The sequence below is a fragment of the Arthrobacter sp. 260 genome (assembly GCF_013116745.1).
GTDB lineage: Bacteria > Actinomycetota > Actinomycetes > Actinomycetales > Micrococcaceae > Arthrobacter_D.
In genome coordinates this window covers 1-12,353 of record NZ_JABFOE010000023.1, presented here as the reverse complement: position 1 = coordinate 12,353, position 12,353 = coordinate 1, and the positions used below count along the sequence as shown (strand labels likewise).

At 65.5% G+C, this 12,353-nt stretch carries 10 protein-coding genes; 8 read left to right on the top strand and 2 right to left on the bottom strand.

The annotated features are described in order from the left end of the window. The first annotated feature begins 87 nt into the window (after positions 1-87). From HMI57_RS17895 to HMI57_RS17875, 5 genes are all read left to right on the top strand, one after another. Entirely contained in the window at positions 88-1,137 is a 1,050-nt protein-coding gene (locus HMI57_RS17895; protein WP_171587351.1) for a PhoH family protein, read from the top strand. Next, the gene (gene ybeY, locus HMI57_RS17890) at positions 1,134-1,607 is read left to right on the top strand and encodes an rRNA maturation RNase YbeY (RefSeq protein WP_171587350.1); all 474 of its coding nucleotides are present in this window, start codon (positions 1,134-1,136) and stop codon (positions 1,605-1,607) included. The genes HMI57_RS17895 and ybeY overlap by 4 nt, the downstream gene beginning before the upstream one ends. Further along, complete coding sequence (locus tag HMI57_RS17885; protein WP_171587349.1) at positions 1,604-2,920, top strand: hemolysin family protein; 1,317 nt, start codon at positions 1,604-1,606, stop codon at positions 2,918-2,920. The genes ybeY and HMI57_RS17885 overlap by 4 nt, the downstream gene beginning before the upstream one ends. Continuing rightward, entirely contained in the window at positions 2,917-3,846 is a 930-nt protein-coding gene (gene era / locus HMI57_RS17880) for a GTPase Era (RefSeq protein ID WP_171587348.1), read from the top strand. The genes HMI57_RS17885 and era overlap by 4 nt, the downstream gene beginning before the upstream one ends. A gap of 112 nt (positions 3,847-3,958) precedes the next feature. Further along, the gene (locus HMI57_RS17875) at positions 3,959-5,500 is read left to right on the top strand and encodes an LCP family protein (protein ID WP_171587347.1); all 1,542 of its coding nucleotides are present in this window, start codon (positions 3,959-3,961) and stop codon (positions 5,498-5,500) included. A 3-nt stretch (positions 5,501-5,503) separates the two neighbouring features. Here HMI57_RS17875 and HMI57_RS17870 read toward each other — a convergent pair whose 3' ends face one another. Beyond that, on the bottom strand, positions 5,504-7,453 hold the full coding sequence (locus tag HMI57_RS17870; protein WP_171587346.1) for a M13-type metalloendopeptidase: 1,950 nt from the start codon (positions 7,451-7,453) through the stop codon (positions 5,504-5,506). Between the two features lie 285 nt (positions 7,454-7,738). Between HMI57_RS17870 and leuA the strand changes: the two genes are divergently transcribed. The 3 genes from leuA (at position 7,739) to HMI57_RS17855 (ending at position 11,190) form a co-directional block, all read left to right on the top strand. Further along, positions 7,739-9,487, top strand: coding sequence for a 2-isopropylmalate synthase (leuA, locus tag HMI57_RS17865; RefSeq protein ID WP_171587345.1), 1,749 nt, complete (start codon positions 7,739-7,741; stop codon positions 9,485-9,487). Positions 9,488-9,584: 97 nt separating this feature from the next. Further along, positions 9,585-10,334 (top strand): DNA repair protein RecO, encoded by a 750-nt coding sequence (recO, locus tag HMI57_RS17860; RefSeq protein ID WP_171587344.1) that lies wholly within the window; start codon positions 9,585-9,587, stop codon positions 10,332-10,334. A 49-nt stretch (positions 10,335-10,383) separates the two neighbouring features. Continuing rightward, positions 10,384-11,190: an isoprenyl transferase gene (locus HMI57_RS17855; RefSeq protein ID WP_171587343.1), complete on the top strand. Its 807-nt coding sequence runs from the start codon at positions 10,384-10,386 to the stop codon at positions 11,188-11,190. Here HMI57_RS17855 and HMI57_RS17850 read toward each other — a convergent pair. Beyond that, positions 11,187-12,353, bottom strand: a 1,167-nt coding sequence (locus HMI57_RS17850) for an alpha/beta hydrolase (protein WP_346655270.1), incomplete at its 5' end; no start/stop codon positions are given. The genes HMI57_RS17855 and HMI57_RS17850 overlap by 4 nt on opposite strands.

Genomic DNA, 12,353 nt, shown 5'->3' with positions numbered 1-12,353 from the left:
GGAGCAGGTGACGTAAGATTGGCTGCGGACGGTCGTGCCGTCAGTTACCGATTCAAGGAGAGATGGAAGGCCGCGAAGGCCGATTATATGACCGATTCTTCAGTTGGCATTAGCGCAGTGGGTCTGGACACAGTGGTGATCCACTTCGATTCGACGGAACAGATGGTTCAGGCGTTGGGAACGAACGATGAAGCCTTGCGGCTGATCGAGAGCACCTTCGTGGGGGTCAACCTGCATGTCAGGGGCAATGAGCTGTCCATCACGGGACCTGCCGTGGACGTGTCACGCACGGAACGGTTGATCTCCGAGATCCGCACCCTCGCCGCGAACAACACCACAGTCAATCCGCAGGTTCTCCGGCAGCTCCTCTCGATGCTGAAGGACCAGTCGGTCAGCAGCCCGTCAGACGTGCTGACCATGAACATCCTCTCGTCCCGCGGCAGGACCATCAGGCCCAAGACGCTCAACCAGCGCGACTATGTCGAGGCCATCGACCGGCACACAGTGGTGTTCGGGATCGGCCCGGCCGGTACCGGCAAAACCTATCTGGCCATGGCCAAGGCCGTGCAGGCTCTGCAGCACAAGGAAGTCAACCGGATCATCCTCACCCGCCCGGCGGTGGAAGCGGGGGAGCGGCTGGGGTTCCTGCCCGGCACCCTCAGCGACAAGATCGACCCGTACCTGAGGCCGCTGTACGACGCCCTCCACGACATGATGGACCCCGACACCATTCCCCGGCTGATGGCTGCGGGCACCATCGAGGTGGCCCCGCTGGCCTACATGCGCGGGCGCACCCTCAACGATGCGTTCATCATCCTGGACGAGGCGCAGAACACCACGCCCGAGCAGATGAAAATGTTCCTCACCCGTCTCGGCTTTGGCTCCAAGATGGTGGTCACCGGCGACATCACCCAGGTGGACCTCCCCGGTGGGACCAACTCAGGCCTCCGCGTGGTCAGCGAGATCCTCCAGGGTGTCGACGACGTCAGCTTCCGCACCCTCGACGCCTCCGACGTCGTCAGGCACCGGCTGGTCGGGGACATTGTCACTGCCTACAGCGTCTGGGACGAAAACCAGCGGGCATCTGCCGCCCGCGACCACCGCGGACCGCGGGCACACGCGGGAGGCAAGGCATGAGCATCGAGGTCAACAACGAATCGGGAATCGACGCCGACGAGGAGAATTTGGTCCGGTTGGGACGGTTCCTGCTGGACAGCCTGTATGTCCACCCCGAGGCGGAGCTGTCCATCATTCTCGTCGACACGGTAGCGATGGAGAAACTCCACATCGAGTGGATGGACGAGCCGGGCCCGACTGACGTCCTGTCCTTCCCGATGGATGAGCTCCGCCCCGGGACCGCTGGCCGGCTGACCCCGGCCGGGGTTCTCGGCGACGTGGTCCTCTGTCCCGAGGTGGCGCAGGACCAGGCCGCGAAAGCCGGCCATTCCACCGGCGAGGAACTTCTCCTGCTGACCACCCACGGTGTGCTGCACCTGTTGGGGTACGACCACGCTGAACCCGACGACGAGGCCGAAATGTTCGGCCTTCAGCGTCGCCTGCTGGCCGATTATCTGGGCGGAAAAGCGCCCGAGGAGACAGTCAGTTGATCATTTGGGTCCTCGCACTCATGGCGTTAGTGTTCGTCCTTGTCGCAGCTCTGGTGACGGCCGCCGAGGCTGCCTTCAGTTACCTGCCCCGCCAGGAGGGCGAAGAGCTGCTGCAGGGCAAATCCGGGCGCGCGCTGGAGCGAATCCTCGCCTCGCCCATCGCCCATATGCATGCGCTCCGGTTCTGGCGTGTCTGGTTCGAGATGGCTGCCGCAGTGGCGGTCGCGATCCTCTTCCACGACATCCTCGACAACGTGTGGATCGCCGGACTCTTGGCCACCGCCACCATGGCGGCAGTCGGGTTCGTCCTGGTAGGGGTGTCCCCCCGCCAGCTGGGCCGCACCCATGCCAGCACTGTGGTTCCCGCCACGGCCGGACTGGTCCGGTTTCTGTGCGGAGTCCTCGGACCGGTACCGCGCTGGCTCGTTGCCCTCGGCAGCTCCATCACCCCCGGAGCGGCACGCGCCGAGGCGGCCTTCTTCACTGAAGAGGAATTCCGCGAACTGCTCTCGCGTGCCAACGACGCGGAGATGATTGAGGACAGCGAGGCGGAACTGATCCACTCGGTGTTTGAGCTGGGCGACACCAAGGTGCGGTCGGTCATGGTGCCGCGCACGGACATGGTATCCATCGAGACCGGCTCAACCCTGAAACAGGCGATGTCCCTGTTCCTTCGCTCGGGCTACTCCCGCATCCCTGTCATCGGCGACAGCGCCGACGACATCATCGGCATTCTCTACCTCAAGGACGTCGTCGCCCAGCTGCACGGGCCCGATGAGCGCGATGCGGACCCGGTGGACGGCGTTTGCCGGGCGGTGCGTTATGTCCCCGAATCAAAGCCTGTGAGTGATTTCCTTCAAGAACTGCAACGCGAATCCACCCACGTCGCCATCGTCATCGACGAGTATGGCGGCACGGCGGGCCTCGTGACTCTCGAGGATCTGATCGAGGAAATCGTCGGCGAGATCGTCGACGAGTACGACTCCGAGGTGCCCGAGCTGGAACCACTCGGCAACGGCGAGTACCGGATCAGCTCCCGGATGGGCATCGACGACCTGGGCGAAATCTTCCACGTCGACCTCGAGGACGATGAGGTGGACACGGCCGGCGGCCTGCTCGCGAAGACCCTTGGCAGGGTGCCCATCGTGGGCAGCGAGGTCACCGTCGGCAGTATCGGCCTGCGCGCTGAACGGGTTGAGGGCCGCAGGAACCGGGTATCGCACATCATTGTGTGGAAGCGGGAGCCCGCGCACGACGACGACGGCCGGGACCGAAATCCCGCACAACTTCAAGGACACGGCGGAACATCATGAGCGAACGCAATCACCGGGCAGGTTTCGTATCCCTGGTCGGGCGCCCGAATGCTGGCAAATCGACACTGACCAACGCGCTGGTGGGACAGAAGGTCGCCATCACCTCGTCCAAGCCGCAGACCACCCGGCACACCATCAGGGGGATCGTGCACCGGGAGGACTCCCAGCTGATCCTCGTTGACACGCCGGGCCTGCACCGGCCCCGCACCCTCCTGGGCCAGCGACTGAACGACCTCGTGGCGGACACCCTCGCCGAAGTGGACGCAATCGGTTTCTGCATCCCCGCCAACGAGCCGATCGGGCCGGGCGACAAGTTCATCACCGCGCAGTTGTCCCGCCTGCAGCGGAAGCCGCTGATCGCCGTCGTCACCAAGACCGATCTGGTGGACCGTGCCGCCCTGACCCGTCAGCTGATGGCTGTCGTGGCCCTGGGCGAGGAAGTGCTCGGCGAGGCTGGCTGGGCCGACGTGGTCCCGGTCTCCGCGGCTGACGGGTTCCAGGTCGAGACGGTGGGCGACGTATTCGCGTCCCACATGCCAGAATCCCCGCCCCTGTACCCGGGTGGCGCGCTGACCGACGAACCGGAGGCCGTCATGGTCGCGGAACTGGTCAGGGAGGCAGCCCTGGAGGGTGTCCGCGATGAGATGCCGCACTCGCTGGCCGTGGTTGTCGATGAGATCGTTCCCCGGGAAGGCCGGAGCGCTGACAACCAGCTGCTCGACGTCCGGGTGAACCTTTTCGTTGAGCGCTCCTCCCAGAAGGCAATCATCATCGGCAAGGGCGGCGCCCGCCTCCGGGAGGTCGGCACCAACGCGCGCAAGAGCATCGAAGCCCTGTTGGGTACGCGGATCTACCTCGATCTGCACGTGAAAATTGCCAAGGACTGGCAGCGCGACCCCAAGCAACTGGTACGGCTGGGCTTCTAGACCGGGCACTACCCGGCACCATCAGTCGTTGACTGAGAGAAGCCGGGACTGGTTTGCTTTGCCACAGTCCACCAGCCACAATTGACCGAATTCTTCGAAAGGGCCGCACCCTATGAGTCGTCCATCCGCCGATGCTGGCCACCCCGCTGAGGGTGCTGCGGCGTCTCCGGGTGGGCGCCACCTCGGCCGGCCGGCCTCCCAGACCCTCCTGAAGGTTATTGCCGCAGCCCTGGCCACGATCCTCGTTGCTGGTGCAGGGTTCGCCTCCGTCCAGCTGATCAGGCTGCAGGGCAACGTGGTGACCCAGCCGCTAAACCTGAGCACCGACCAGGACGACGACGACACTGCGAACATCGACAGGGACCCGGTGCAGATCCTGATCCTGGGGACCGATACCCGGGAAGGCTCCGAGAACGCCGCGTACGGCGGCGAGGAATTCACCACGGAGACCGGCAACTCCGACGTCATGATGCTGATGCACCTGTCAGCTGACCGGGAGAACGTCACGATGGTCAGCTTTCCCCGTGACCTTCTGGTGCCGCTTCCGGCCTGCCTCGACCCGGAAACCGGCACGCTCAGCCCGGCGCAGGACCTGGCGATGCTCAACGGGGCGCTCGGCAATGGCGGGCCCGGCTGCACCGTCGCCGCGATCAACGAACTGACGGGCCTGAAGATCGACCACTTCATGATGGCCGATTTCAAGGCAGTGAAGGAACTCTCCTCGACCCTTGGCGGTGTCGAGGTGTGCGTGAACCAGGCGATCGAAGACACCTACTCAGGCCTCAGCCTCCCCGCTGGCACCTCCGAGGTGGAGGGTGAACAGGCGCTGGCCTTCCTGCGGACCCGCCACGGGTTTGCAGACGGCGGCGACGAGGGCAGAATCCGGGCACAACAGTCGTTCATGGCGTCGATGGCCCGCAAAATCACCGAGGAGGGAACCCTCAACAACCTTCCCCGGATGTACGCCATCGCCGAAACCATTACCAAAAACCTCACCGTCGACGACGGGCTGAGCCAGATTCCCGATCTGCTGCGCCTGGCCGATCGCCTGAAGGACGTCGACCTGGCGAAGGTGGCGTTTGTGACGATGCCCGTCCTGCCCTACGAGCCCGATCTGAACCGGCTGATCCCTGACGAGGAACGCGCCGCTGAACTGTTCGAGACCCTCGTGGACGACCGCAGCATCATCGACGCCGCGGACCCCGAGCCCTCAGCCTCACCCGAGCCGTCAGCCTCGGGTGACGCGACGCAGGAGGCCAGCGACGAGCCGTCCGCCGAGCCGGAACCAGACTTCGATCCCGCAGCAGTCCCGTTCACCGTCATCGACTCCTCAGGCGAAACCGACCGGGGTGAGGAAATCCTGGAGCTGTTGCAAGGTGAGGGCTACACCCAGACAGTGGTCAGCGAGGACACCGAAACGCCAGCGACCCAGCTGTTCGTCGGCCCCGGCTACGAGGCGATCGCGGCATCAGTAGCGGAACTGTTCGGGCTCGCCGAGGTGCAGGTGCTGGCCAGCCCGGCCACCGTAGGGCTCGCCCTCAGCGTGGGCGCCGACTTCACCAGCGGCAGCACCGTCACGACGGAAGGGCTGCCGCCCGAACTCTCAGGCCAGACTGCTGACCAGGTGACCTGCCAGTCATCGTTCGGCTCGTAGCAACTACCAGATCCGCACCCGCTGGTCGGGGTCCAGCCACAGCTGGTCTGCCTCAGTCACGCCAAACGCGTCGTGGAACGGATCCAGGTTGCGGACCACCTGGTTGCACCGGAACTCGTTGGGGGAGTGCGGATCGACAGTAAGCCGGCGCAGGGCCTCCTCGGCGCGGATCTTCTGCCGCCAACACTGGGCCCACGAGGTGAAGAAGCGCTGCGCGCCGGTCAGGCCATCGATGACGGGCGGTTCAGCGCCGTCCAGGCTGAGCAGGTAGGCGCGGTAGCCGATCGACAGGCCGCCCAGGTCGCCGATGTTCTCACCAAGGGTGAGGTTGCCGTTGACAGTGTTCCCGGGAGCCTCGGCGGGGCTGAGCTGGTCATACTGCTCCACCAGACGCGCAGTGAGCGCGTCGAAGGCGGCCCGGTCCTGGTCGGTCCACCAGTTGTCCAGCCGCCCGCTTCCATCGAACTGCGAACCCTTGTCATCGAACCCGTGCCCGATTTCGTGGCCGATCACTGCGCCGATCGCTCCGTAGTTGACCGCCGGATCGGCGTCGACGTCGAAGAACGGTGGCTGCAGAATGGCTGCCGGGAAGACGATCTCGTTCATGGTGGGCATGTAGTAGGCGTTGACGGTCTGCGGTGTCATCAGCCAGTTGCCCCGGTCGATCGGTCCGCCCAGCCGGGCGAGCTGACGATCCAGTTCAAAAGCCGTCGCGCGGCGGACATTGCCGTAGGTGTCGCCGTCGATGATTTCCAGTTCCGAATAGTCGATCCACTGATCGGGGAAGCCGATCTTGGTGTGGAACTGCTCAAGCTTGGCGAGGGCCCGCTCCTTGGTTGCCGAGGTCATCCAGTCGAGCGAGGTGATGCTCTCCCGGTAGGCGGCCAACAGGTTTTCGACCAGCCCCAGCATGATCGCCTTGTGGGTGGGTGGGAAGTGGCGGTTCACGTACTCGCGTCCGACGGCTTCACCGACGGCCCCCTCCACCAGCGCCACACCCCGCTTCCAGCGGTCCTTGATCTGCGGTGTGCCGCTGAGGTGTGTGCCGTAGAAGGCGAAGGCCGCGTCGACGAACGCGCGGCTGAGGTACCCGGCTGCGTGCAGCAGCACCCGGGTGGTGAGCCAGCTCTTCCAGACCTCCAGGTCAACCGAGGCCAGGAGGCTGTCGACGGCGGCCAGGTACTGGGGCTGGCTGACGATCAGTTCGTCGATGCCGTCGGCGTTGCGGGTCAGGGTCTTCAACCACTGGCCGCTGAAGGGCGCCAGTTCGACGACGGCGTCCAGGGTCAGCAGATTGTAGGTAGCTTGTGGGTCACGCCGGGTGACCGTGTCCATGTGGGCAGCTGCAAGCTGGGTTTCCAGGTCGAAGACGGCGGTGGCCCGGCCCTCGGCGTCGTCCACTCCCGCCTCCCTGAGCAGCGCGACCAGGAGAGCCCGGTATTCGGTCCTCGAGGTGTCGAACTTGTCCTCCCGGTAGTAGGACTCGTCGGGCATGCCCAGCCCCGACTGGTAGAGGTGCAGCATGTACCTCTCGGGGTTGCCAGCATCGTTGCTCACGTAGGGCAGCGCGAGCCCGGCGATACCGGTCCGGGACAGCTCGGCGTCCAGGGTGACCAGGGCCGCCGTCGACTCGACCGCGTCAATTCTTTCCAGCAGGGGAGCCACCGGCTCCGCCCCCGCCCGCTCAATGAGGTCCTCGTCCATGAAGGACCCGTACATTGCCTTGATTTTGAAGTTGTCGCCGGACGGATCAGGCGTCGCCGCCGCGTCTTCAATGATTTGGCGCACGGCCAGTTCGGCGGCATCCCGGAGCTGGGTGAAAGCACCTTCCAACGGCCGGTCCGACGGAATATCGGTGGTGCTCAACCAGCCACCGTTGACGTGCCGGAACAGGTCGTCCTGAACCCTAACCTCGGTGCCGGTTGCCGTGTGGGTGGTCCCTGCCGATGCCATGGTGATCCTAACTGGTGGGGTGAATTCGAGTGTGCCAAGAAGTGAAATCGATCCGGATTCCATCCTATGCTCCATGCTAGGGTGGGCTTGTGCGCGCAGAACTGCTCCTTCTTAGCTGCCGCGGCGGGGCCAGAACGACTAGGTAGTCATTCAAGACACAGTCAAGGCCGACTCCCCGCTGCGGAGTCAGTGATGCCCGGCCCAGTCCTGAAGATCCCGGCTCAGAGTCGTCGCGAAGCGGCCCCGGAGTCTTCCCCAGAACCTCCACAGAACAGGCCAACCATCATGCGCAACGCACAAAAACCCTCCGGAATGCCGTTCCACAAGTACACGCCGTTCCAGGACCAGATCACCGTCGAGCTGCCGGACCGGACCTGGCCCGACAAGGTCATCACCAAGGCTCCCCGCTGGTGCGCTGTCGACCTGAGGGACGGGAACCAGGCGCTGATCGACCCGATGAGCCCCGAACGCAAGCATAAGATGTTCGACCTCCTGGTCCAGATGGGCTACAAGGAGATCGAGGTGGGTTTCCCCTCAGCCTCGCAGACCGACTTTGACTTCGTCCGCCAGCTGATCGAGACGGACCGGATCCCCGACGACGTCACCATCCAGGTCCTCACGCAGGCCCGGGAGCACCTGATCGAGCGTACCTACCAGTCGATTGAGGGCGCCGATCGTGCCATCGTCCACCTGTACAACTCGACCTCGGTCCTGCAGCGCCGGGTGGTGTTCAACCAGGACAAGGACGGCATCATCGACATCGCGCTGACCGGGGCGCGGCTCTGCAAGAAGTTCGAGGAAACCCTGAGGAATACCGAGGTCACCTACGAGTACTCTCCCGAGTCCTTCACCGGCACGGAGCTGGAATTCGCGGCGCGGATCAGCAACGAGGTAGCAGTGGTGCTGGAAGCCAGCGCAGACCGCCAGATGATCCTGAACCTACCCGCAACCGTCGAGATGGCCACCCCCAACGTGTATGCCGACTCGATCGAATGGATGTGCCGGAACCTGGACAACCGGGAGAACATCATCCTGTCCCTGCACCCGCACAATGACCGCGGGACCGGCGTCGCCGCGGCCGAGCTCGGCTACCTGGCGGGCGCTGACCGGATCGAGGGCTGCCTGTTCGGCAACGGCGAACGCACCGGCAACGTTGACCTGGTGACACTGGGCATGAATCTCTACGGGCAGGGTATCGACCCGGAGATTGACTTCTCCGACATTGACCACATCCGGCGGACCGCCGAGTACTGCAACCAGCTCCCCGTCCCCGAGCGTTCACCGTACGGAGGCGACCTCGTGTTCACCGCCTTCTCCGGCTCCCATCAGGACGCCATCAAGAAGGGCTTCGAACGGATGGAGGCCGACGCCGCCGAGGCTGGCAAGACCGTCGAGGACATCCCCTGGGCCGTGCCCTACCTGCCGATTGACCCGAAGGATATTGGGCGCAGCTACGAGGCAGTGATCCGGGTCAACTCCCAGTCCGGCAAGGGCGGCGTCGCCTACCTGCTGAAGAACGAGCACAGCCTGGACCTGCCGCGACGGGCCCAGATCGAGTTCTCCGGGGTCATCCAGCGCCGTACCGACACGGCTGGCGGGGAAATTACCGGGGCCGAGTTGTGGAAGGTCTTCCAGGACGAGTACCTGCCCAGCCGCGCCGGGGGCGCTGGCACCTGGGGACACTATGCCCTCACCAGCGTCAACACCGCTACCGGGGAAGACGACTCCCTCAAGCTCACCGCGTCCCTGCTGGTGGACGGCGTCCAGCAGCGGCGTTCAGCCGAGGCCAACGGCCCGATTGCGGCGCTACTCTCCATCCTGGGAGAGGACGGGGTTGACGTGCGGGTCCTGGACTACACCGAGCATGCCCTGTCCGCCGGGGGCAACGCCCGCGCGGCAGCCTACGTCGAGTGCACCATCGGGGAACGTGTCCTCTGGGGGGTCGGCATCGACTCCAACACCACGATGGCCGCGCTGAAGGCAGTCATCTCAGCTGTGAACCGTGCCATCAGGGACCAGCAGCAGGCCAGCTAGCAGTACCGGTGGGGCATTACGCCGCACGGGGGCACCGGTCAGGGGGCGCGCCCCCACCGATGCCCCCGTGCGGCGCAAGTGGTGCGAAAATGGAACGGTGTCCTCGTCCTTTGCCTCCCGCACCTACCGCGCCGAAGGCGTCGTGCTGCGTACCCATAAACTCGGCGAAGCCGACCGGATCATCGTCTTCCTCACCAGGGATCACGGACAGGTCAGGGCCGTGGCCAAGGGTGTGCGCCGCACCAGCAGCAAGTTCGGTTCGCGGTTGGAACCCTATATGACGGTTGACCTGCAGCTGGTGGCCGGACGCAGCCTCGATGTCGTCACCCAGGCGCAAACGAAGGGCGCCTACGGCCACGGAATCGCCGCCGACTACGGCAGGTACACGGCTGCCGCGGCGATCGCCGAAACCGCTGAGCGCCTCACCGACGCCGACGGCGAATCCTCCGGAGCCCAGTACAACCTCATCGTCGGGGCCCTGTCAGCCCTGAGCCGGGGACTGCACGCACCCGAGCTGATCCTCGACTCCTACCTGCTACGTGCCCTCGCCACGGCCGGTTGGGCGCCAAGCTTCACCGACTGCGCCCGCTGTGGGGTCCCCGGGCCGCACTCCGCCTTCTCGGCGCCGCTGGGTGGGGGAGTGTGCCCTGACTGCCGTCCACCAGGGGCCGCGTCGCCGTCGGCCGAATCGATGGAACTGCTCGCCGCGCTGCTTTCCGGCAATTGGGAAACAGCTGACGCTTCCGGCCCGCAGTCCCGCCGGGAGGCTGCCGGCCTGGTTGCGAGCTACCTGCAGTGGCACCTTGAACGAGTCGTCAAATCCCTCAAACTAGTGGAGCGTCAGTGAAGTCAGGACCGACAGTCAGTTCAGGACCGACAGCGAATCAGGACGAACAGTGAATCAGGACCGACGAACCGCCGGCCCTACCCGCCCGTGGCCACACCCCTCCGGAGAAACGGCTCCGGCCATCCCTGCGCAGTTCGTGCCCAAGCACGTGGCGATTGTGATGGACGGGAACGGCCGGTGGGCCAACCAGCGGGGTCTGCCCCGTACGGAAGGTCACCGGGCCGGGGAGGCGGCACTGCTCGATGTGATGGCCGGGGCCATCGAGATAGGGGTGAAGCACGTGTCCGTCTACGCGTTCTCCACCGAGAACTGGAAACGCTCACCGGACGAGGTGCGGTTCCTGATGGGGTTCAGCCGGGACGTCCTGCGCCGGCAGCGCGACCAGCTGGACGCCTGGGGTGTCCGGATCCGGTGGTCCGGACGACGTCCCCGGCTGTGGCAGTCGGTGGTGAAGGAACTGGAGGTGGCTGAACAGCAGACCCTCGGCAACACCACCTGCACCCTCACCATGTGCGTCAACTATGGGGGGCGGGCGGAGATCGCCGACGCTGCCCGTGCCATCGCCGAACAGGTTCAAGCCGGCAAGCTGCGGGCGTCGGCCGTGTCGGAGAAGACCATCCAGAAGTATCTCGACGAACCCGACCTCCCCGACGTCGACCTGTTCCTGCGGACTTCCGGTGAGCAGAGGTTCTCCAATTTCATGCTGTGGCAGTCCGCCTACGCGGAGATGGTGTTCATGGACGTGCTGTGGCCCGACGTCGACCGCCGGGTGTTGTGGCGGGCGATCGGCGAATACGCGGGCCGCGACCGCCGCTTCGGCGGGGCGGTCGACCAGTCAGCTGCCGCCCCCCGCTAGCTTCGGCCGACCATTTCCTGGCAGCGCAGCCAGCCGTCAAGGGTCAGGTACACCTTGCGACGGACCGGTTCCTTGGAGAGCAAGACGTCGTGCAGTGCGCCCTCATAGCGGCAGACGGTCACGTTCGGGCCAAGCTGGAGGGCCCGCTGGGTCATCAGGGTCACGTCGAGGACACTGTCCGAGGTGAGCATCGCCTCGCTCCAGACCGGGCTCACCGAGGAGCGGGTCGAGGCCAGGACCAGGACCGGGACGCCGATGTCCAGCCCCCGGCGCACCTGGGCATGCCCGGCGAGGACCGCGGCCACCCAACCCGCCCTGATGGGGAAACCGAACTCGGGGCGCCACAGGGGATGGATGTCCCAGTCGCCGTCGCCGGTATTACTGATGCTGCGCCAGTAGAATCCGAACTCCGGAAGCTTCAGCCGGGCCTTCGGCCTGAACCGGGTGATGGGATCCAGGAGGCCCTGGGTCGCGCCGCGCAGGATCGCGCTGCCCTGCACATCCAGCCAGGGACTGTTCAGGATCAGGCTGGCAACCCGGCCGGGATTGCGGTGAGCCCACAGCGAGGCGATGAGTGCCCCCGTGGAATGCGCCATCAGGTGCACCTTCACCGGCACCGCAGCCCCCTCCCGTTCACGGATGTGAGTCGCCAACGCCCGCAACGCCGCATCGATGTCGTCGTCATACTCGGCGAGATTCCCGACATATCCGGGGGTCTGCCAGTCGCGGAGGCTGCGCCCGTACTTGCGCAGATCCACTGCGTAGAAGGCGACTCCGCGCGCCGCGTAGAACTCGGCGAGGCCACGGTGAAGGAAATAGTCACTCCAGCCGTGCACGTAGAGTACTGCGGTGACAGTGGTCGGCTCAGCGGAGACTGGTTCGTCGATGCTCGCCGGTCCGCGGCGGCGGAGCAGGCGATCCAGCAGGCCCGGCCACCAGCCACCGGCCCGAGTGTGCGCCGGCGTCGGGTGTTCGGGCAGCAGGGTCTCGATTGCCGGGGAAGTGTAAGACACCAGCGTCGCGACGCACGGGCCCTCGTCGTCGGCGCCGAGCGGCAGGTCGGCGCAGATGAACCCGTGTCCTAGATAGTCCGGTTTCCAGATCAGCCCCATCCCAAAACTGTAACCGTTGGCACCGTTGCAGGCGGGGTGCCGGGGCGGGCG